The sequence below is a fragment of the Pelagimonas varians genome (genome assembly GCF_003208435.1).
GTDB classification, from domain to species: Bacteria; Pseudomonadota; Alphaproteobacteria; order Rhodobacterales; family Rhodobacteraceae; genus Pelagimonas; species Pelagimonas varians.
In genome coordinates this window covers 14,145-34,894 of the sequence record NZ_QKMF01000028.1, presented here as the reverse complement: position 1 = coordinate 34,894, position 20,750 = coordinate 14,145, and the positions used below count along the sequence as shown (strand labels likewise).

Sequence of the window (20,750 nt, the reverse complement as noted above, 5' to 3'; positions counted from 1 at the left end):
CTTGGTAAAAAATGGCAATAAGTGCGTCCGTCTAAAAGGCCGAATAATGACGATCTCATCGGTCTCAGAGAGACCGTGAACTTGGAAAACGTTCTAGGCCAGATCCAGACCAATTGGGGTAACATGCATGGGCTGGCACCTGCTGAAAGCAGATATAGACATCTGCATCAGGACGCAGCGCAACACCGATTGGAGAATGAGCCATCCACCCCATCAGGTTACCCTGTGGTTTAAGCTTCTTATCCTTCGAGTCACAATGGCTAAGCGAGGACCTCATTTTTATCAACGTTGCGAAGGGCTTCTATCATTGCCAGCAATTCAGGGAGGTAGTCGTTTAAGCGTTGAGTCTTTCGACCTGTAATTCCCCGCACGTTGCAATCGGGGACTTCGGTTTGCTTTAGGGTCATGGCTTGAATTTTGATCACATGTCTCGTCGTCCAGTCTGGAAGTCCTTGCTGAAGCAGCTCGGCATAATAGACTTCTGGTTTGCGGTTCAAAAAACGATAAGGCTACCCGGACAGAAGGCCGAGCCTTTGTGCGACCTGTCCGCAGGTCAAGACTTCATTACCCGTCAATTCGATCACCTGACCGTTCCATTCTGCACTGGCCATAACACGCGCGGCGGCCGCCCCAACATTTCGGGCATCGACCATGTTCCGCGGCGCGTCGCCAGTACCCCCGAAAAGGCTACTCAGATGCGACAGGGGGCCTAGATAATTGGTCAGGTTTTGGAAGAACGCGTAGGGTTGCAAAAAGACCTAGTCGCCCCCCGCGTCTGTGATCGCTGTTTCGATCCGTCCGTGCATCCGCGCAATCGCAACGGGCGATGCAGGTCCGGCAGAAGGACCAGAAAGTTTGACGATCTTTGCCACATCTGCGGCTTGTGTCGCTGAGATAATCGCAAGCTCCGCGTCTTCTTGTCCGGGTAAGTTCCCCAAAGACAGGTAAAGACAGGCAACGTCGGTCATAGCTTTGCGGAGTGCCTCTGGGTTCAGGACCGAGCCATCTATGACCTCGTTCGGGGTCGTCGAAAGTTTGGAGGCCTCGCGCACGATGGCGCGTGTGGGCTGTCCATCGGCGACAAGATCAGCGAGAGCTTGGGAGCCTGTGGGGCCAGTTGCGCCGATAATGAGGTGCATTGGGTTTTCTCCGGAAGAGCGCTTAGGACTTCTGGATGGGAAAGGCCGCAAGGATGGCCGCCAAAGTACCGCTCCGGTGTACTTGGCAAGCGCTGGTTCTCGAAAGACGCCTGAGGACCTGATGGATCACCATTGTATCTTGATGCGTCCCCAAGGTCGGGCAACTCGATGGGACTTTAGGGGCCGAAAAACACAGTAAAGATCGCGCCGCCGCCGACCTTCATAGCCAACGATGTCGCGTTTTAAGAAATATGGTTTTACAGGGGGCGGGCATCGGCCCTTTGCCCATTGCTATGGCACGGCGGGGGTAGGCTTCAGGTGCGCTAAACCGGGTCCTGTCAGACTACACATTGCTTGGCATGCCGCTCTTTTTGTTGTTCCCCCGCCGCGCATTCACGAGCCGACCGGAGGAAACACTGAAGCGCGCAACCAAGAAGTGGTCCAAGAACCTCGAACTCTCCGGTACTGCAAACCCTAATTGCGTTCATTCGCTGCCCCCTTGGCGCATGAGCCGATTGGGCCAACAATGTCAGCTATCGCAACTTGGATTTTCTGTTTGGGCGTATTTGTTCAGAAGGGGGGCGGCTTCGCGGGCGGCTTGACGTCAGATCGGGGTCAAAGATCTGTATCGTTTAGACTTGCCATGTCCGTGGCATCACAGGGGTCAGGGCAAGGAGTTTTTTGGTATAATCGGCTTGTGGACGTTCGAACATGCCTTCGGTTGATCCGATTTCCTCGATCTTGCCGTTGCGCAGAACGGCAATGTCGTCCGACATCTGACGCACTACCGCCAAGTTGTGGCTGATGAACAAGATTGTCAGGCCAAAGACCGATTGCAGATCCTTAAGCAGATTCAGGATTTCGGCTTGGATAGACACATCAAGCGCTGATGTCGGTTCATCACAAATGAGAAAGCGTGGGCGTGCCAGAAGAGCGCGTGCGACGGCTACGCGCTGCCTTTGACCGCCGGAGAATTGATGCGGGTATTTATCGATGGCATCCGGGGCCATGCCCACAAGTTCAAGCATGGCCGCTGCGAGCGATCGGCGCTCGGCCGCATCATTGACGAACCCATAGAGCCAGAGTGGCTCGGACAGGATATCTCCGATCCGGTGACGAGAATTCAAACTGGAGTAGGGATCTTGAAACACCATCTGGATCAGTTGGCGCGAAGGATCGTTGCGCTTGCGCGCCCTTCCAGCGGGCAGAACGTTGTCTCCTAGGAACATTGTGCCGCTGGTGGGGGCAATCAGGCCGGTGATGGCCTTCGCGAGTGTTGATTTTCCAGAGCCACTTTCGCCGACAAGGCCCATGATTGAACCGGGGCGAATGGTCAGGTTTATGTCTTGTAGGGCAACAAAAGGGTCTGGTTTGCGCCAGATCGACGTGCGCGTGCCGGGAAAACTAAGATGAATGCCATCCAGCGTCAGGCCCAAAAGTTCGTGTTGCTGGCCCTCAAGCAGCCAGCGTTCAGCGGCATTATCCGGTATGGATCCGGGGGGGGCTGTTTCCGCGTCAGTCGGGGTGCGAAAGCGGGTGATACGATGATCCAGCGGTGGGACGGCATCCATCAAAGCCCGTGTATACGGGTGTGTCGGGCGGCTGAGAACCTGTTCTGTATCACCGGTTTCCATCACACGCCCCTTGCGCATGACGGTCACACGGTCTGCGATTTGGGCGATGACCCCGATGTCGTGGGTGATCAACATGAAGGCGATCTGGCGGTCCTTGGCAAGGCGCCGGATCAGGTCGAGGACTTGCGATTGAACCGCGACATCAAGCGCTGTGGTTGGTTCATCCGCGATGATCAGCTCTGGATCGGTGCAGATGGCAAGCGCGATAACAACGCGCTGACGCATGCCTCCGGAAAACTGATGTGGATAGGCTTTGATGCGCGTTGCGGCGTTGTCGATCCCGATTTCTTCAAGCAGATCGACGGCGCGTTTGACAGCGGCGCCTTGGCTGACATCCGAATGGGCCTGAATGGTCTCAACCAACTGATCCTCGATCGTCATGAGCGGGTTGAGGCTGGTTTGAGGGTCTTGGAAGATCATTGATATCCGGTCACCGCGGATGGCATGCGCCTCTTGTTCTGAAAGGCTGCGCAAGTCGGTGTCACCAAGCGTCAACTCGCCGCCCGCGATATAGCCGGGTGTGGATAGAAGGCCGATAACGGCAGCCCCCACCGTGGATTTGCCCGCGCCGCTTTCCCCGACAAGACCATGGATTTCGCCCGGTGCAATTGTCATATCCACATCTTCAATCGCGGACACATCGCCAAAGCGAGAGGGAAATTTAACCGCGAGGTCCTTGATCGTCAGCATCTACCGCAACCTCGGGTTAAAGACATCGCGCAAGAAGTCGCCAAGAATGTTGATCGATACAACCAGCGCCACAAGGAACAAAGTCGGAATCCACAAAATCCACCATTCGCCTGACAGCAGGAACTGCATCCCGATGCGGATCAGTGTCCCGAGGCTGGGACTGTCTGCGGGCAGGCCGATGCCTAGAAAGGACAGCGTCGCCTCTAGCAAGATCGCAGAGGCCAGATCGACAGTCATGATGACAAGCAAAGGACCCAAAATATTCGGTAGGATATGCACGAACATGACACGGCTCGGACGCTGGCCCATCATAATGGCGGCCTGAACATATTCCTTGTTCATCTGCACAAACGTTGAAGCGCGGGCGGTTCGTGCGAAATTGACCCAAAGCGACAAAGCAATCGCAAGGGTCAGCACGGCAACCCGCAAGTCCTGTTGGATTGCAGCAGGAAGTATACCGCGTGCAATACCGTCAATCAGCAGTGCCGTCAGGATCGCCGGCAAGGCAAGCTGGACGTCCGCAATACGCATGACGATGGCATCAAACCGCCCCCCATAGTATCCAGCGGCAAGGCCAAGTCCAACCCCAAGCACAGCTGCAATCGTCAGGGCGGCAATGCCAATGACAAGGGACAGTCGCGCACCGTAAAGGATTGAAGAGATCATATCGCGTCCCTGATCATCGGTCCCAAGCAGGAATTTCGGGTTGGAACCGTCTTCCCAGACAGGTGGCAGCAGCCCGTCGAACAGGCTAAATGACGATAGATCGTAAGGATTCACCAACGCGATCCAAGGCGCAAGGACCGCACCGACCAAGATCACCACCGCAACAACGGCAGCCATGATTGCCGCAGGTGAGTGGACAAAAAGCCAAAGGCCTTCATATCGTTTCAGGAACGCAATCATTGCACGTCTCTCACGCGCAATCGCGGATCAATGGCGACGTAAAGCAAATCAACGAGCAGATTCACAAGCACAAAGAAAAAGGCAATGACAACAAGGTATACACCCATCACTGGGATATCGACAAAGCGGATGGATTCAAGGAACAACAAGCCCATGCCGGGCCATTGAAAGACGCTTTCGGTGACGATTGAAAAGGCAATGACGCCACCAAACTGCAATCCAATAATCGTTATGACGGGCACCATCGTGTTGGCAAGCGCGTGCTTGTAATGCAGCTTTTTCATCGGCACACCCCGCGCCATCGCGAACCGGATGTAATCGGTGCGCATGACTTCCATCATTTCGGCCCGCACCAGGCGCATCGTTAAAGTCAGCTGATACACACCGAGCGTGAGGGCCGGAAGCAAAAGCGCGCGCCAGCCTTCGATAGTGAAAAGGGAACTTTCCCAGCCGCCGATTTGCACGGTTCCGCCCCGCCCAAAGGTTGGCAACCATCCGAGTTGCACCCCAAAAATAAAGATCAACATGATACCGATCACGAACGTCGGGATGGACACACCAACAAGGGTTGTCATCAAAATCGCTTGGGTTGCAAACCCTCGTGGTTTCAAGGCCGTATAAACACCGGCGGGAATACCAACGATGAGCGAGATGAGCAGCGCAACGAGACCCAACTCTAGCGTGGCAGGTATGCGATCCGCGATCATTTGTGCAACGGGCTGGCGTGTTCGGTAAGAGTAGCCAAAATCACCTTGCAAAATGTCAGCCGTGAAACGCCCGAATTGCAAAAGAAAGGCGTCATTCAATCCCAGTTCCTCGCGCAGCCGTTCTTGATCCGCAACGGAGGTTTCGACACCGGTCATTTGGGTGATTGGATCACCTACGAACCGGAATAGGGAAAAGGCCAAAAAGGCGACAGCCAGCATCACGAAGACGGATTGAACCAGCCGTTTGAGTATGAAGTAGACCATCGCCTATTTGCTTACCTTTTGATGATCAGTTCACAGTCACCCAGCGCAGCATAAAGAAGTTGTCGGCGCGTTGCGTCAGATCCACATTATCCTTCGCGGCCCAAATCAAAGGCTGTGTGTAAAGAGGAATATAGGCAACCTCTTCTTGGGTAATTGCGACAACCTCATCAAGCATGGCTTGGCGGGCAGCGGGATCGATCTCTTGCTGGATCTGCGGCAACAGTTCATCAACCCGCGCGTTGGAGTAATTGCCGAAGTTCCACGACCCCAGCTTTTTCTCATTGTCTTGGCTATGCAACAAGAAGCGGACCGGGTGTTCCATGTCGAACGTGCCCGGAGACCAACCCAGCAGGTACATGTCGAAATCATCTTCGCGCAGCTGCGGCCAGTAATCGCGGACCGGTCCAGTGGACAGTTCGGCGTTCAAACCAACGGCCGCGAACATGGACGCCGCCGCACGGCACAAGGCCTCGTCATTGATATACCGGTCATTCGGGCATTTCAGACCGAACGAGAAACCGTCTGGGTAGCCTGCTTCTGCCAGTAGTTCACGGGCGCGTTCCTGATTGAAGTCGGCGCGACCCTGATTGGCCTCGGAAAATCCGGAGATATCAGCAGGAACCAATTGGCTTGCGGCTTCAATCTTGCCGCGGAACAAAACCCGATCGATAGACGCGATGTCGATGGCATGGGCTGCCGCCAAACGAACACGTGGGTCGGTGAACGGGTTCGCGTCGGTCACATCAGAGGAGTAAAGGAGTGTGTCGTGTTCATGGCCAAAGCCAAACATGATCACACGTGTTTCTTCACCTTCCAGAACTTTGAATCCGTCACGTCCTTCAACCTGTGCAACGTCCTGCAAGGGGATCGGCTGAATAAAGTCGATCTCGCCGGACAAAAGTGCGGCCAAACCGGTGGCAGAGTTTCCGATGGGTGTGAAAACGGCCTCGGTTACGTTGTGTTGGACGTCGTCCCACCAAGCAGTGTTTGGCACCAATGTGGTGCGCACCCCCGGATCACGGCTGGCCAGCGTGAATGGTCCAGTTCCATTGACGTTCATGGTTGCGAAGTTTTCCGCATCACGTGCCGCAAGAGCGGCGTCGTTGCTCTCGGCCCAATCTTTATCAAGGATCATAAAGTTGGCAATGGAATCCGGGAACAAAGGGTTTGGAGCCTTTGTGATGAAATCAACCGTATAATCCCCGACAACGCGGACCTCAGTCACAGGCGCAAACCATGAGCGCACATCTGCTGTCTCATCCGAAGCGCGCTGATATGAGAACAAAACGTCCTCTGCGGTGAATGCTGCCCCGTCTTGAAACGTCACACCTTCGCGCAAATTAAAACGCCAGCCGTCTTCATCTGCCAAAGGTTCCCACGATGTCGCCAACGATGGCTCGATCGACATATCCTGCCCGCGCCGCACCAGACCTTCATAGATATTATTGAGAAACGAAAGCACAGGTGCCGAATTTACGGCGTGTGGATCCATCGTTTGCGGGTCAGTCGTTGATGCCCAGCGGAACTCGTCCGCCGACGCTGCCACGGCGCACACCGACAGTGCACTGCCAAGCAGAGTGCGGATAGCCAGATTGCTTAAAGTCATAATTGCTTCCCTCAGTTACCGGTTATTGAGTTTGTGCTTGGACAATGCACAACACGGTGAAAGTTAACCTAGTGTGTCGCTTGTCAACGCAATGAGCAACTAGTTTGTCTATATTGTCGCACCGCACTTTGCAGGGGCTATGGTGCTTTCTTACCGGGATGACTTGGTCACAATAGCGGCTATTGGTGCAAGCAAATCAAACTCAAGGTGCTGCGCGTTTCCCATCACTCAATGCGTCTGACCGCCTTGCGGGTAAGATGGCCATGGCGTTTGTAGGCAGGATCAAACGGCCCGCCAGCCAGTCCAAATTGCCAGCCTTGACGTTGCGAGTGGCAAATCAGTCGGTCTCAGAAGACTTCGCCCATAAATTAATACCTTCATCCGAGGCGATCTCGTCAATTCGCGCCAACTCATCCGCACTGAAATCAAGGTTCGCAACAGCGCCCACACAATCAACGATCTGGCTCGGTTTCGACGCGCCAATCAGTGCTGTTGTCACCCGCCCGCCGCGCAACACCCAAGCGAGCGCCATTTGTGCCAGTGTTTGACCGCGGGTCTGTGCCATTTCATTCAGCGCCCTCACACTCGCCAATGCGCTATCATTCAGCATCTCGTCTTTCAGCGATTTGCCTTGCGCCGCGCGGCTGCCTTCGGGGATGCCGTTCAGATACTTGCCCGTCAGTATCCCTTGGGCCAGCGGCGTAAAGGCAATCGATCCGACGCCCAGATCATCCAGTGTATCCAGCAGACCGTCCGTCTCAACCCAGCGGTTGAACATATTATAGGACGGCTGGTGGATCAGGCAGGGTGTCCCCAGCTCCTTCAAGATCGTCGCAGCCTCTCGCGTGCGCTCGGAATTATATGACGAAATCCCTGCATACAAAGCCCGCCCGGAGCGCACGATATGATCCAACGCGCCCATGGTTTCTTCCAAGGGTGTCTCAGGGTCGAAGCGGTGTGAATAGAAAATATCTACGTAGTCTACGCCCATTCGTGCCAAAGACTGATCGCACGACGAGATCATATACTTGCGCGATCCCATCTCACCATATGGTCCCGGCCACATCATGTACCCCGCCTTTGAGCTGATGACTATCTCGTCGCGGTAGCCCTGAAAATCGGTTCGCATAATCTCGCCAAAAGCGATCTCAGCTGATCCGGGCTCTGGCCCGTAGTTATTTGCCAGATCAAAATGCGTGATCCCTGCGTCAAAGGCTGTCCGGCACATCGCCCGCTTCACATCATGCGGCGTGTCATCGCCAAAGTTGTGCCAAAGCCCCAGGCTGATCGCAGGCAGCTTCAGGCCGGACTTGCCGCAACGGCGATAGACCATCTGGTCATAACGATCCCGGGCGGGGGTGTAAGATGTCATGTAGGCGGGGCGCGGGGCTTGAATATGGCTCATTCCCACAGCCTGCGACTTGCTGGGGGAAACGTCAATTCAATGACCTCTCCAAGCGTGCTGAATCATGGAACCCGTTGAGGATACAGATTTGGCTGCGGACAGGGGGGATCCAGCATTCACAGCGCCGGCCCCTTTTACACAACGGAAAATGGCAGCTTTTCTTATCGGGTGATTTGGTCAGGCTCGTTTTCGATCATTCGCGTGACATACGATCCGGTCCGCATCCTGCGGGCTAGCTGTCTTGCGCTTCCGGAATTTGCAGTCGACCAGAATGCGAAAAACCACTTTGCAGATTTGATATTATATATAATATATGATTCTGGCTGGGAGGGTGCAAATGCGCGCGAAACTGACAATTCCCGAATTGGTGGAAAAAAAACGGACCGGCGAACGGCTGGTTATGGTGGCTGTCGGCGAAGTGCTGACGGCCTCTTGGGCCGAGCGTGCCGGAGTGGACATCGTCGGTGTTGGCGACAGTCTGGGCATGACGCTTTACGGCCATGAAAACACGCTGGCGATGACGGTCGAGCACATGATCGAGCACACGCGTGCCGTGCGTCGAGGCGCACCGAACACACTGTGCTTGGTGTCGATGCCCTACGGGTCTTACGCCACGCCAGAGATGGCCGTCACAAATGCTGTACGCTTGATGAAGGAAAGTGGCTGCGATGCAGTAAAGCTGCAGGGCGGGCGCGAGAGGTTTGATATCATCAAGGCCGTGGCGGATGCCGGGGTTCCGGTGATGAGCCATGTCGGGCTGTTGCCGCATTACGTGCACAAATTTGGTGGTTTCAAGATGCAGGGCCGTACGGCGGAAGCGGCGCTTGAAATCATCGACAATGCCCGTGCCATTGAAGAGGCCGGCGCCATTGGGCTGGAGATGGAGGCGATGCCCTACGAGGTCAGCAAGGCCGTGGATGAGGCCGTGGACATCTTTACGTTTTCCATCGGAGCCGGTGCCGCTGGAACTGCACAGATGCTGAATGGTTATGATTTGCTCGGAGCCTTCGACATGTTCAAACCCAAATTCGCCAAACGTTACGCCAATATGGCCGATATCGCGGTGCAGGCGTTCTCGGATTGTGCTGGGGATGTTCGGGCCGGTGCGTTTCCAGATGAAGACCATTCCTATCAGATGAAACCGGAAGAAGCCGAAAGGCTTGCTGCCATTCTCAAGGAGGACGGTGAATGACCGAACTGACCAAAGGTGCCCAGCTGATCCCGAACGGGATGTTGGATGACAACTATCCGCGCAACATGTGGTGGTGTGCCGCCCATGTGGATGAGGTGACCGACAGGCCGATGGCGCGCTGGCTTTTGGAAAAGCCGGTCGTGATGTACCGCAAGAAGGACGGCACGCCGGTGGCGCTGGACAATCGCTGCCCGCATCGCTGGGCACCGTTGTCCGAGGGGCGTGTCATCGATGATCAGCTGGTCTGCCCCTACCACGGTATGCAATTCGGCGCTGACGGCGTATGCACGAGAGTGCCAACACAAAGCACCATTCCACCCTCGGCCAAGGTCCAAAGCTATCCTTTGCGTCAGGCTGGTCGGTTCCTTTGGATCTGGATGGGGGACCCGGATAAGATTGACCATGCTCCGGTGGACATGGGCTACCAGGTCAATCCGGACTGGTCGGTTGTCACCGCCTACATGGAGGTCGATGCCAACTGGGTGTTGATTCGTGAAAACGTGTTGGACCTAACCCACATCGCCTTTTTGCATGCCAAGACGTTCAAACAAGGTGACTGGGAAAATCCGGCCAGCGTGTCGATGGAAGGGGAGTCCATTGTTTACAGACAAGATTTCGAACCCTCGCCGCTATCGCCGCTGTTTTGCGCCGGTTTCGGGTTCCCGGACGGGAAAGTTGTCAAGCGTGAACAAGAAGGGCGCATGCCGTCATTGGCAGTGTCGTTCTCGGACTGGAATGTACATGATATCGCGGCGGCTCCGGGTGAGCGGATCGACTACCTTGTGCGCGGTGCCCATATCGTGACGCCCGGCAAACGCGGCGAGACGCATTACTTCTTTGCGGCGGCCTTCGACGTGCCAGATGTGAGTGATGAGGTGCTGGATCAGACCAAGACCAACATCCTCGACGCGTTCAACGAGGACAAGGATTTGTTGCAGAAGATCCAGAGGCTGGTGTCAGAGGACCCGCGTGGATTGGATTTCCCCGAAATCAACCTTGGTGCCGACGGCGCTGGCGTGCGGGTACGACAGATTCTCAAACGCAAGCTGGACGCGGAACGCAGCGCCTGACCCCTTGAGGCGGGGCGCTTCCATGGTCCCAAAATACCAACCCCAAGGGGCGCGGCCCCCGAAACAAGGTCTTTGCAAATGGCAGAAATTGGACCCAACACCCGTCTGCGCCTATCGCCCTATTACGACGCCACCGTTCAAGAGGGCGTTGTGGCCTTTTCCCCATATAACCGGATGCTGATGCCAGTGTCCTATGGTGACCCGATGGCCGAATATGACCGGCTGATGCATGGTGTTGCGATGTGGGATGTCGCAGTGCAGCGACAGGTGCAAATCAGCGGATCGGATGCGGCCCGCCTGACGCAGGTGTTGTCGCTGCGAGACCTGTCAAAATGCGCGGTCAACCAAGGCAAGTATGTGCCAATTTGTGATCATCGCGGTGTGTTGATCAACGACCCAGTCGTGCTGAAGCTTGCCGATGATCTGTACTGGATGTCGATCGCCGACAACAACATGCTGATGTGGGCGCGTGCCATCGCAGCTGAGCGCGGGTTCGACGTTGATATCTGCGAACCGGACGTGTCCCCGATGGCGGTACAAGGGCCAAAGGCCGAGGATGTTGTCGCGTCGATCTTCGGGGATTGGGTGCGTGATATCAGGTTTTTCTGGTTCGCCGAGGCCGAGATCAACGGTATCCCGATGAAGATCGCCCGCTCAGGCTTTTCCAAGCAGGGCGGGTTTGAATTGTACCTTATGGATGGCAGCCGCGGCGTCGATCTGTGGAATATCATACGCGAGGCGGGGCAACGCTTTGGCATCGGCCCCGGCAACCCCAACCCGGTGGAACGGATCGAAAGCGGGCTGCTGTCATATGGTGGTGACACCGATGACGAGACCAACCCGTTTGAGGTGCGCCTTGGGCAATACGTAAATCTGGATCTCGCCGACGATGTGGTCGGCATCAAGGCTTTGCGCCGTATCCACGCCGACGGGCCGAAGCGACATCAGCTTGGCGTTAGGCTGGATGACTGGTCGACACAGGCTGGTCACGCCACATGGTGCGACGTACTGGTCGACGGGCAAAAAGTCGGCAGCATGACCAATGGCGGCTGGTCACCGCGGTTGCACGCGGTGATCGGTTTCGTTCTGGTCTCGCGGACAGTGAAAATCGGGGATAGGGTCGAGGTTGTCAGAAACGGAGAGCCACTTCCTGGCACGATCTGTGATCTGCCATTTGTATGAGGTGGGGCTAGGTGAAACAACGTGAATGAAATACGGGTAAAGCTGACTGAACCAGGCAGCCTTGTTGACCGACTGGTGGTGGTGATCCGGGAGACTATCCTGGCTGGTGGCTATGAGCCTGGCGCTCATATCGGCGTGAAGAAAATCGCCGATATGCATGGGGTCAGCATGATCCCGGTACGAGAGGCGCTGGCCCGATTGCTGGCCTCGCGGCTGGTGCGGGTCGAACCCAACCGCGGATACTTTGTCGCTGACAAGCCCACGCGCGAGGAGTTTGCACAGTTTGTGCAGTTCCGTGAACTGTTCGAAGTGTCCACCGTCGATCTGGGTTTTGACAATACCACTGAGGCGGACATCGAGGCTTTGCGTCGCCTGAACGACAAGATGCGAAAGATAGTCAAGCACGGGCAGGCCGCAAAGGTCGAATGGGGGCGGCTGAATGGTGAGTTCCACCTGATCCTGATCGGTCTCGCGCGCAATGACTTTATCACCGAGCAATATCGCAATCTGTCTTTCGACCATATGCATTTCCAGCTGGCCCGTGCCTATGACATCGAGTTCACCAGCCTAACACTTTTGGTCGAGCAGCATGATCGAATGATCGACGCGCTGGTGAGCCGAAACAAGCCCTTACTTCTCGCGTGCCTGTCGGAACATATCAACAACTTGCGCTTGCCTACCTAAGTATCCGGGCCAGCTTGCTGCCGCTTGTGGTTCCTGCATTTTCGGAGAACCGCTTCAGCTCCGGTATCAAAACACATCGGTCCAATTGCACCAGCCTGAATGACCGCTTGCGGATCTTTGACAACTTCGTTTTGTTACCGCTGCGAAGGATATCGATCCGGCCTTTGTTGATGGAGGTGGAGGGCCCCGTGGGCAAAATCCCCCTGTTGCGCGTCGATCTCTTTGGGAGTGCGCGGGTGGTGCGTTCCCTCGAAATGGCTCTAGAGAATGCGCATTTCAAGCTGGTCGAACCGCGCTTTGCGTGAGCGGGCATAGTGACTATGTCAGCAGACAGGTCGAGCTCATTCAACGGGGTTGTCACGCTAAATGTCCAAGGCCGAAGAGTTTCTGCAAAGCCAGTTTTCAAGCACCCTGAGTTGCATCTGCCAAGAACTCAAAGCTTCAAGGAGGGGGGCGGATTTGCTGTTGCTGAGCCGCGGCGTGCAGGAATGGAAAAACGATTTCGGACCGCAGTGTGAGCAGATACAAACCACTGCAGGCTTTCACGCGATCGATGTCCCTGCATGGCCCTTTCCCGTTTTAGCAACAGTTTGTGGCTGCTATCGATGCGGTTGTTCAGTCCCTTGTCCGTGATAATCAGTTTGGGAAAGAAACCAAGACGCTCACACAGCCTGCGTAACAGTCGTTTTGCGGCCCGTCCCAAAGGGTTGGTTCGCCCAAGACATACAGTCGCGAGAGCAAACCAAGCCCCCGTTAGGCAGTGAATGCTGCGAGCATGTTCACAGCGGTGATCATTAAAAAGAGTGCGAACCCTCGCTTTATCCAGACTGTGTCGAGAGTATGCGCAAGCCGCGCCCCCAAAGGCGCGAAGCCGACGGTAAACGGCAAGATGAGAGCTGCGACCGCATAATTGATATAGCCCAAGGAAAATGGCGGGCGATCCGGCACGTTCCACCCGGAAATGACAAACCCAACTCCGGCCGGAACCGCGATGAGAAAGCCAAAGGCTGCAGCAGTACCAACTGCCCGCCGGATTTCGACTGAAAAGGCACTTAGGAGAGGGACGGATAATGTGCCTCCTCCGATACCCATCAGAGCAGAAAACAGGCCGGTAACCCCCGATAAAAACCCATTTGGCAGCCAGCCCTCAGGCAATGTGGATGAGATTACCAGAGTGCGTGGTAGCAGCATATTTATGGCCACCAAAACGGCTATACCGCCAAATATGGCCCGTAACCCATTTGCATCGATATAGCGGGCCAATATGCCGCCTGCTAAAGCGCCAAAAACCAGACCAGGGGCCCAGCTCCGCAACAAATTCCGGTCGACAGCGCCGCGCGCGTTATGCGCCCTTGCCGACGAAACAGAGGTGAAAATGATCGTGGCAAGAGATGTAGCCACTGCCATATGCATGGAAAGCTCGGGCGGGAAATCCGTGAAAGATAGAATCCAGAACAGAACGGGGACAAGAACGATACCCCCACCAACACCAAGCAAACCGGCCAAGATACCAGCGGTGATCGATGCAAAGATGACGCCGCACAAAATGAGCGAAATTTGTAGTGTTGTTAGGTCAGTCACTTTGATCTTTCTTTGTTAGAGGCCGAGCGCGTCGTATTGTGGATCAACGCGACCAATATCCGGGCGCGTTGATCCGCTGCTAAGTCTCTGAAAAAGGTATGTGGAACGGGCCGGTCAATGTTGACCGAACGACAGCCTTGTCAAAGCTTGGCGATGTCGTATTCCGCCGCGAGCAAGTCTAGGTCATACCGCAGAGCAGGCTTTAGCGCGATGCCATTACTGCGGATGGCGGCCGCGGATAAGGTTTTTCCGTCCCCCGGCAAACGAACGGGATCATGGCCCGACAGGGGTGGCGAAGCGCGCATTTCTGCAAAGATACGCGCCACTTCTTGCCCGAAGTCGTCCCCGAGCCCGAAGGCGTTCGGGTCGAGCGCCATGACAAACTGCCCCGTGTTGGTTTGCGATGTTGTGTCGGCGGTGAAATCCACGACGTCAGACCCGAAAGCCGCTCCATTCAGAACGCCAGCCAATAGGCCAATGGCAACAGACAGTCCAAACCCTTTTGGGCCCCCAATCGGCAGTAAAAACCCTTCGGATTTGCGGCTGGGATCGGTCAGTGGCTTGCCGTCCTTGCCAACCATCCAGCCCTCCGGCATCGGTTCGCCTTGCTGTAGCAAAGTCTTGATCTTGCCCATCGCAGCGACTGTTGTTGCCATATCAAAGACGAAGGGGTCCGGGCCATCAACTGGTGCCGAGAAGGCAATTGGGTTGGTCCCGATCAACAAATCTGACCCGCCATAGGGGGGCACGTGGTTGGCGCTTCCTACGGCGGCGGCCATTCCCAACAAACCCGCTTCGGCTTGAGGACGCACGTAAAGAGCAAGTGGCCCTGCGTGGTTGCCTCCGCGCACACCGACCCAGCCAATTCCAACTTTGCGGGCTTTTTCCATCGCCAGATCCCGAGCGGCGGCCATTGCAAGATGGCCAAGCCCGTTGTCGCCATCGATCAATCCGGTCGCGACGGTTTCTTGGACCACAGAAAGGGTAGGGGTGGGATTGCAGCCCCCCCCCTTTAGCCGCGCCAAATACTGGCGCAACCGGAACACACCATGGGTGTTGTACCCATAGACATCCGCTTCGACCATCAAAGCGGCGACTTGTGCCGCATCGGATAACGGCACACCTTGTGCAGTCAGAGCGCGGGCCACGAAGCCGCGCAGAGCATCGACTGCAATCACATTGTCAGTCATGGGCACCAACCCGTTCTTCATGCCAGAACACCACTTTGCGTTGGGCGTGCATAACCAACAAGTAGACCACCAGTCCAACAAGGCTCAGATATAAGATCAACGAGAACACCCGAGGCGTGTTGAGCTGCGAAGCTGCGACACGGATCAATTCTCCGAAGCCTTTGCCACCGCCAAGGAATTCACCGGTAATCGCACCAGCCATAACACCTACGGCACCAATCTTGAGGCCGGTAAATATTTGGGGCAGACCTGTAGGCAGTTTCATTTTGAACAAGGTTTGCATCCGTGTTGCGCCCATCGTTTTGAACAGCATGCGGGCGTTTTCATCCGCCGAATGCAGCCCTGCCGCCGTGCCAACTACAATTGGAAAGGTTGCAATGAAGGCCGCCAAGGCAACCTTGGATTCGATCCCAAACCCAAGCCACGCGACAAACAGCGGGGCAAATGCCACCTTTGGCATCGTATCGATGGCAACCAGGTAGGGCATCACGGCCTTTTCGCCAAATGCGGTTTCTCCGACCAAGATCCCCAAGGAAAATCCAAGGGCAATGGCCAAGGCAAAACCTAGGATCACTTCTTGGATCGTGATCCAAAGCGCGACCAGCATATAGCCACCAGTCAATAGGTTTTTACCGACGAAAATCATGTCGAGTAAAGTTTCCCACGGCGTTGGAAGAATAATCGGCGAAACCATTTCGAAGAATGTCACCAGTTGCCAAGTTCCGACAAACACAAAAAAGACAAAGCTCATCGCGAGCCATCGGGGAACCGAGTCGATAAACGATATTTCCTGGACCCAGACCGTATCTTCTGTGTCATTGCGCTCTATCGGGGCGTTGTTCTGAACGTCGCTCACATGTCTTCTCCTTTATCCAGAAGCCCACGGATGTATTCAACGATTTCACCGAATTCCGGTGTCGTCATCATGTCCAACGTCCTTGGTCGAGGCAGATCAACTTTGACAATCTCGGCAACCCGTCCCGGACGGGGCTTCATCACCACGATCTCGTCTGACAAGATCACGGCCTCTTGAATCGAATGGGTCACTAGAAATGCTGTAGCGTCCTGTTCGCGGCAAATTCTTTGGAGCTCCATGTTCATCATGTCACGTGACAACTCATCGAGCGCGCTAAACGGTTCATCCAGCAACAGAACCGCCGGTTCCGTGATGAGCATCCGGCAGATCGACGCCCGCTGCGCCATGCCGCCCGAAAGCTCATTGGGGTAGACCCCGTCAAATCCCTTTAGCCCAACGATATCCAATAGGTCATGGGCCTTGTCCATGGCTTTGGCTGCGGCTGCTCTACCGTCGCGAATTTCAATGGGCAGCACGATGTTCTCCACCGCCGTTTTCCATGGGAAAAGTGTGGCCTGCTGAAACATCATGCCGATATCACGGCGGGGTCCGGTCACCGGTTTCCCCTGCAAGGCAACCCTGCCTTGTGTAGGCGGAATCAACCCTGCCATAATTTTCAGGAGTGTCGACTTTCCGCACCCGCTGGATCCGATGACCGATGTAAAGCTACCCTTGCGCAGGGTCAGGCTGACATCGTCCAAAGCGACCACGAGATTTCGGGCATAGGTTTTGCTAACATTGGACAGCTCGTAAACCGGCTCACCCAAACTGGGTGAGCCGGCATTGTCCTGCGCAATTGCAGTGTTCATCCGCCAATCGCCTTATTCCCGATTGCGGCAAACTCATTGGTCCAAGCAGCGCTTAGATCATCGAGTGGGGCAGGGATCTCGCCTCCAGCCAAGAGAGAGTCATGCCATTCTTGCCAAACCTCGGCAGGGTACCAACCGTAGCCGTTGCTGGTATCGGTCGGAATGGTTTTCGAGCGAACCGCATCAAACAGTGCTGATTGGAACTCTTTGTCTTCGCCTTCTTGTGGGTTACCGGTTGCAAGATGTTTCAGCACAGTCTCACGGTTGGCATCATCAAGCGAAAATGCATGACCGCGTGCAAAGGCGCGGCTCCAACCTTCGACCAGTTCGCGGTCGTTAGCGATGGTATCGGCCATGGTCGCAATGCCATTGCCAAAGAAACGGCCAAACTCCGCAGGAGTGATGTCACGCACAGCCATTCCGCGTTGGTTCAACACCGCGGTGTCAGCCGTCGAAGAGGAATAGGCATCAATTGCGCCATTCAAGAAGGCTGCTGTTGCAGGGCCGCCGTCGCCGACAGTCAGGAATTCGAAGTCCTTACCTTCGACCATGCCAACGCTTGTCATAACATTGCGCGCAAAGCCGACTTCGGCACCGTCCGCAGTACCTGTGCCGATGACCTTGCCGCGCAGCTCTTCGACGTTCTGGATCGGGGAGCCTTCTTGGACGGCTATGCCAAAGTTGCTGCGGGCTGCGACGTTGTAGATATGCACAGCTTCCACGCCGCGCGACCGAGCCGCGAGCATCGGACCCGGGCCAGGGCGCCCAAACTGCGCTTGGCCAGCCGAAAGGGCCTGAAGAACGGCACCCGAACCGTTGATTGCTTCTACGGTCACTTTGAGGCCCTCCTCCTCAAAATAACCTTCGCCGATCGCTACAAAGACAGGAAACGAGTTAATGGCTGACGGGCTTGGCTGAACGAACGTGATATCACGTAAACCTTGCGCAAATGCTCCGCTACCGAAGGCACCTGCGACAGGCACCGCTGACAACAGCGACTTTGTGAATGTTCTTCTATTCATCATTTTGGTTCTCCTCCCAAATTCGGGCAATTGACTGTTTGCCCACTTCGCATCTGACTGCGAAATTCTTTAAACTTCCCGGACTGTGTTTCTGAGCGTTCCAATTTTTGCGATGTCACAAACCACAACATCCCCGTCTTTCAAAAAGCAGGGCGGTTCCATCGCGTAGCCAACGCCCGAAGGTGTGCCGGTTGCAATTATGTCGCCCGGCTCCAGCGTCATACCCTCGGAGAGGGAGGCGATCAGTGTGGGGATATTGAAGATCATGTCCGCGGTATTGCCGTTCTGACGCACGTCGCCATTGACGGTCAGACTGATTTGCAAGCCGTGGGGGTTGGCGATTTCGTCAGCGGTGACAATGCTGGGACCGAACGGGCAGGACCCATCCAAAGCCTTGCCTTTGAAATTCTGACCGCCGTGACGGCGCTGAATGTCACGCGCCGAAATGTCATTCATCACGCTATATCCAAAAACGTGGTCAAACGCGTCATCCTTTGAGATATTGCGCCCTGGCTTGCCAATGATGACCGCCAGTTCCACTTCATAATCAATCGACGTAGATACCGTCGGGAAAAGCGGGATATCTCCGTCCGGGGGGGTGATTGTGGTGGGTGGTTTGGTAAAGAATACCGGGTATTCGGTCACGCCGACGGTTTGCTTTTGGGCGCGGTCACCTTCGGCGATATGTTCGGCATAATTTCGACCCACACACAGCACGTTTTTGCGGACCGTAGGGATGGGGGCAAGATATGGCGCATCTGCCGGTGCCAGTGCGTCGGCATGGCCTCCAGCCTCGGCTTCGGTGATCAGTTTGGCCAAACCCTCCAGCACGGCAGGGCCAGCTTCGATCACAGACAGCATGGTCGCGTTTTGCAATGAACTGAGATCTTCGTCGTCGAAATTGCGCGCTGCCTTTGCGATGTCCAGCCGTTGGCCGTTCTTCAAGATTGCCACACAAGTCGCTTTATTATTTACAGAAATTGTCGCCAGTCGCACTTGGTCCCCTTCCAATTCTATTGGTATCACTGGTCCCATCGGGCTAAGTGCCTGCGGTGATCCACCACGTGATATTTGATTAGAAGTGTTCGGCGCATTGGGTTATTAATCAAGCAACCAATCCCTAAATTGGTCGGGAAAGATGACAGAACTCAAAGATTTGGTCGCGCAGCTGCGTGACATGATAGACAACGCTGGATACCGGTATAACGACAGATTTCCGCCCGAGCGCGAGCTGTGCAAAAAGTTTGGAACCACGCGCAATCAACTGCGCCACGCATTGGCCGAACTAGAGGCACAGGGCCGGATTTGGCGTCATGTCGGGCGGGGCACTTTTGTCGGCGCGCGGCCGGTGCTCAACCTCCAAGATGTTTCTTATTTGCGCGACCAGATCAAACCTGAACAAGTGATGGCAGTTCGCCTGTCCATCGAGCCAGAGCTCTGCCGCCTCGCTGCGCGCAACGCCGCGAAATCAGACCACGAACAAATGAGACTATGCCACGATAATTGCTGCACTTCTTTGGATTGGCGGAACTATGAAGCCTGGGACAACAACCTGCATTACGCGATCGCTCGGGCAACGCGTAACCAGCTTTTTCTCTACTTTTTCGAAACGCTGAATTCGCTGCGGCGATCAGTTGTTTGGGCGCAGCCGCGCACCACGGGCGGACCGCCCGCTGACTATGTCAGCTTTCACGAGCATAGCGCGATCGTTGAGGGTATCATCAGTGGAGATGGGGAAGGGGCGGCCGCCGTGATGACCCGCCATCTCAATACCATCCATGCCCGTTTAAACAAAGCTCCGCCTAAAACCTGAAAACCCCATCGTGTTTTCCACGGGTCTGAAAGACCGCAGCCCTCGACTGTGGGACAAGTAAGCTCTGGAAAAACCAATTCCGGAATTGGTTGATGTGAAATCAGCCCCGCCCTCTTGCTAAAATGCGCAAATTCTCGAATTTATTCATCAACCGGCCGCGTTTCTTTGCATGGAACGCATTGCGTTTGCGGGACAGCCCTCGCTGTCCATCATTGTGCGTCTGGCCGTCAATCAATCGGGAGTCGATCTATGTCTAACCATGTAATTCCAACGCCGCAGGTGCACACCATTCCCACCAGCGGGGGCGACGCCTTTCCAGTGCGCCGCGTGTATTGCATCGGTCGCAATTTTGCAGCCCATGCCGTTGAGATGGGTCACGACCCCGATCGTGAACCACCGTTTTTCTTTCAAAAGAACCCCAACAACCTCGATGCGTCTGGTGAATTCCCCTATCCGCCGCACTCATCCGATGTGCACCACGAAGTAGAGTTGCTTGTTTGTTTAAAGTCCGGCGGCACAAACATCGCCCTTGATCAAGCGTTGGAGCATGTTTGGGGTTACGGCGTTTCGCTCGATATGACACGGCGCGATCTTCAAGGTGAGATGAAGAAAATGGGCCGTCCATGGGAAATTGGCAAAGCCTTCGAACGGTCAGGTCCGGTTGGTCCTGTATATCCCGCATCGGAAATCGGACATCCGGATCAGGGGCGCATCGCCGTGAGTGTCAATGGCGAGCCCCGCCAAGAAGGTGATCTCAATCAGATGATCTGGAAAGTACCTGAGATGATCTCTTATCTTTCGGAGTACTTTGAGCTTCAAGCAGGTGACGTCATCATGGCGGGAACCCCGTCCGGCGTGAATGCCATCGTCAAGGGCGATGTTATGGTGGCCGAGATCGAAGGTGTCGGATCGCTCACGGTCAACGTCGTTTAACACTGGGGTTTGTTGCGCCCACTAGCGAAAAGGCGGCTGATGACATGATGTCTTCCGCCGCCGTTAT

The 20,750-nt window shown here is 55.4% G+C and carries 18 protein-coding genes and 1 pseudogene; 6 read left to right on the top strand and 13 right to left on the bottom strand.

What is annotated here, in order from left to right; all coding sequences use genetic code 11:
- Positions 1-758 precede the first annotated feature (758 nt).
- From C8N36_RS22545 to mgrA, 6 genes are all read right to left on the bottom strand, one after another.
- Positions 759-1,139 (bottom strand): SDR family oxidoreductase, encoded by a 381-nt coding sequence (locus tag C8N36_RS22545; protein WP_097806789.1) that lies wholly within the window; start codon positions 1,137-1,139, stop codon positions 759-761.
- A gap of 632 nt (positions 1,140-1,771) precedes the next feature.
- Positions 1,772-3,463, bottom strand: coding sequence for a dipeptide ABC transporter ATP-binding protein (locus C8N36_RS22540; protein ID WP_097806790.1), 1,692 nt, complete (start codon positions 3,461-3,463; stop codon positions 1,772-1,774).
- Positions 3,464-4,369, bottom strand: coding sequence for an ABC transporter permease (locus tag C8N36_RS22535; RefSeq protein WP_097806791.1), 906 nt, complete (start codon positions 4,367-4,369; stop codon positions 3,464-3,466). It lies immediately after the preceding gene.
- Complete coding sequence (locus tag C8N36_RS22530; RefSeq protein ID WP_097806792.1) at positions 4,366-5,340, bottom strand: ABC transporter permease; 975 nt, start codon at positions 5,338-5,340, stop codon at positions 4,366-4,368. The genes C8N36_RS22535 and C8N36_RS22530 overlap by 4 nt, the downstream gene beginning before the upstream one ends.
- Positions 5,341-5,365: 25 nt before the next feature.
- Entirely contained in the window at positions 5,366-6,946 is a 1,581-nt protein-coding gene (locus C8N36_RS22525; RefSeq protein ID WP_097806793.1) for an ABC transporter substrate-binding protein, read from the bottom strand.
- A gap of 337 nt (positions 6,947-7,283) precedes the next feature.
- Entirely contained in the window at positions 7,284-8,351 is a 1,068-nt protein-coding gene (gene mgrA, locus C8N36_RS22520) for an L-glyceraldehyde 3-phosphate reductase (protein WP_281269721.1), read from the bottom strand.
- 337 nt (positions 8,352-8,688) lie between these two features.
- Between mgrA and panB the strand changes: the two genes are divergently transcribed.
- The 4 genes from panB to C8N36_RS22500 all read left to right on the top strand — a co-directional run bounded on the left by panB (position 8,689) and on the right by C8N36_RS22500 (position 12,479).
- Positions 8,689-9,543 carry a 3-methyl-2-oxobutanoate hydroxymethyltransferase gene (panB, locus tag C8N36_RS22515; RefSeq protein WP_211318275.1) on the top strand — a complete coding sequence of 285 codons (855 nt, stop codon included), beginning with the start codon at positions 8,689-8,691 and terminating at the stop codon, positions 9,541-9,543.
- Complete coding sequence (locus C8N36_RS22510) at positions 9,540-10,613, top strand: aromatic ring-hydroxylating oxygenase subunit alpha (RefSeq protein WP_097806795.1); 1,074 nt, start codon at positions 9,540-9,542, stop codon at positions 10,611-10,613. The genes panB and C8N36_RS22510 overlap by 4 nt, the downstream gene beginning before the upstream one ends.
- 78 nt (positions 10,614-10,691) lie before the next feature.
- Positions 10,692-11,795 carry a glycine cleavage T C-terminal barrel domain-containing protein gene (locus tag C8N36_RS22505; protein WP_097806796.1) on the top strand — a complete coding sequence of 368 codons (1,104 nt, stop codon included), beginning with the start codon at positions 10,692-10,694 and terminating at the stop codon, positions 11,793-11,795.
- A gap of 21 nt (positions 11,796-11,816) precedes the next feature.
- Complete coding sequence (locus C8N36_RS22500) at positions 11,817-12,479, top strand: GntR family transcriptional regulator (RefSeq protein ID WP_097806797.1); 663 nt, start codon at positions 11,817-11,819, stop codon at positions 12,477-12,479.
- 466 nt (positions 12,480-12,945) lie between these two features.
- Here the strand turns inward: C8N36_RS22500 and C8N36_RS24920 are convergent.
- The 7 genes and pseudogenes from C8N36_RS24920 to C8N36_RS22465 form a co-directional block, all read right to left on the bottom strand.
- A pseudogene (locus C8N36_RS24920) lies at positions 12,946-13,176 on the bottom strand (DDE-type integrase/transposase/recombinase); the annotation flags it as partial.
- A gap of 56 nt (positions 13,177-13,232) precedes the next feature.
- Positions 13,233-14,060, bottom strand: coding sequence for a sulfite exporter TauE/SafE family protein (locus C8N36_RS22490; protein WP_097806799.1), 828 nt, complete (start codon positions 14,058-14,060; stop codon positions 13,233-13,235).
- Positions 14,061-14,200: 140 nt separating this feature from the next.
- Positions 14,201-15,271 (bottom strand): Ldh family oxidoreductase, encoded by a 1,071-nt coding sequence (locus tag C8N36_RS22485; RefSeq protein WP_245911036.1) that lies wholly within the window; start codon positions 15,269-15,271, stop codon positions 14,201-14,203.
- Complete coding sequence (locus C8N36_RS22480) at positions 15,243-16,106, bottom strand: ABC transporter permease (protein ID WP_097806800.1); 864 nt, start codon at positions 16,104-16,106, stop codon at positions 15,243-15,245. Before C8N36_RS22480 ends, C8N36_RS22485 begins: the two co-directional genes overlap by 29 nt.
- Positions 16,103-16,915, bottom strand: coding sequence for an ABC transporter ATP-binding protein (locus tag C8N36_RS22475; protein WP_097806801.1), 813 nt, complete (start codon positions 16,913-16,915; stop codon positions 16,103-16,105). The genes C8N36_RS22480 and C8N36_RS22475 overlap by 4 nt, the downstream gene beginning before the upstream one ends.
- Positions 16,912-17,940: an ABC transporter substrate-binding protein gene (locus tag C8N36_RS22470; protein WP_097806802.1), complete on the bottom strand. Its 1,029-nt coding sequence runs from the start codon at positions 17,938-17,940 to the stop codon at positions 16,912-16,914. Before C8N36_RS22470 ends, C8N36_RS22475 begins: the two co-directional genes overlap by 4 nt.
- A gap of 66 nt (positions 17,941-18,006) precedes the next feature.
- Positions 18,007-18,891 carry a fumarylacetoacetate hydrolase family protein gene (locus C8N36_RS22465; protein ID WP_245911035.1) on the bottom strand — a complete coding sequence of 295 codons (885 nt, stop codon included), beginning with the start codon at positions 18,889-18,891 and terminating at the stop codon, positions 18,007-18,009.
- A 184-nt stretch (positions 18,892-19,075) separates the two neighbouring features.
- Between C8N36_RS22465 and C8N36_RS22460 the strand changes: the two genes are divergently transcribed.
- Positions 19,076-19,750, top strand: coding sequence for a FadR/GntR family transcriptional regulator (locus tag C8N36_RS22460; RefSeq protein WP_097806804.1), 675 nt, complete (start codon positions 19,076-19,078; stop codon positions 19,748-19,750).
- A gap of 249 nt (positions 19,751-19,999) precedes the next feature.
- Positions 20,000-20,683 carry a fumarylacetoacetate hydrolase family protein gene (locus C8N36_RS22455; protein WP_097806805.1) on the top strand — a complete coding sequence of 228 codons (684 nt, stop codon included), beginning with the start codon at positions 20,000-20,002 and terminating at the stop codon, positions 20,681-20,683.
- The last annotated feature ends 67 nt before the right edge of the window (positions 20,684-20,750 follow it).

What these genes read in the sequence shown, in the direction of transcription:
- C8N36_RS22535 (WP_097806791.1), bottom strand. Translation starts at nt 4,369, where the DNA reads ATGATTGCGTTCCTGAAACGATATGAAGGCCTTTGGCTTTTTGTCCAC.
- C8N36_RS22545 (WP_097806789.1), bottom strand. Translation starts at nt 1,139, where the DNA reads ATGCACCTCATTATCGGCGCAACTGGCCCCACAGGCTCCCAAGCTCTC.
- C8N36_RS22525 (WP_097806793.1), bottom strand. Translation starts at nt 6,946, where the DNA reads ATGACTTTAAGCAATCTGGCTATCCGCACTCTGCTTGGCAGTGCACTG.
- C8N36_RS22470 (WP_097806802.1), bottom strand. Translation starts at nt 17,940, where the DNA reads ATGATGAATAGAAGAACATTCACAAAGTCGCTGTTGTCAGCGGTGCCT.
- C8N36_RS22485 (WP_245911036.1), bottom strand. Translation starts at nt 15,271, where the DNA reads ATGAAGAACGGGTTGGTGCCCATGACTGACAATGTGATTGCAGTCGAT.
- panB (WP_211318275.1), top strand. Translation starts at nt 8,689, where the DNA reads ATGCGCGCGAAACTGACAATTCCCGAATTGGTGGAAAAAAAACGGACC.
- C8N36_RS22475 (WP_097806801.1), bottom strand. Translation starts at nt 16,915, where the DNA reads ATGAACACTGCAATTGCGCAGGACAATGCCGGCTCACCCAGTTTGGGT.
- C8N36_RS22460 (WP_097806804.1), top strand. Translation starts at nt 19,076, where the DNA reads ATGACAGAACTCAAAGATTTGGTCGCGCAGCTGCGTGACATGATAGAC.
- C8N36_RS22540 (WP_097806790.1), bottom strand. Translation starts at nt 3,463, where the DNA reads ATGCTGACGATCAAGGACCTCGCGGTTAAATTTCCCTCTCGCTTTGGC.
- C8N36_RS22505 (WP_097806796.1), top strand. Translation starts at nt 10,692, where the DNA reads ATGGCAGAAATTGGACCCAACACCCGTCTGCGCCTATCGCCCTATTAC.
- C8N36_RS22510 (WP_097806795.1), top strand. Translation starts at nt 9,540, where the DNA reads ATGACCGAACTGACCAAAGGTGCCCAGCTGATCCCGAACGGGATGTTG.
- C8N36_RS22455 (WP_097806805.1), top strand. Translation starts at nt 20,000, where the DNA reads ATGTCTAACCATGTAATTCCAACGCCGCAGGTGCACACCATTCCCACC.
- mgrA (WP_281269721.1), bottom strand. Translation starts at nt 8,351, where the DNA reads ATGAGCCATATTCAAGCCCCGCGCCCCGCCTACATGACATCTTACACC.
- C8N36_RS22530 (WP_097806792.1), bottom strand. Translation starts at nt 5,340, where the DNA reads ATGGTCTACTTCATACTCAAACGGCTGGTTCAATCCGTCTTCGTGATG.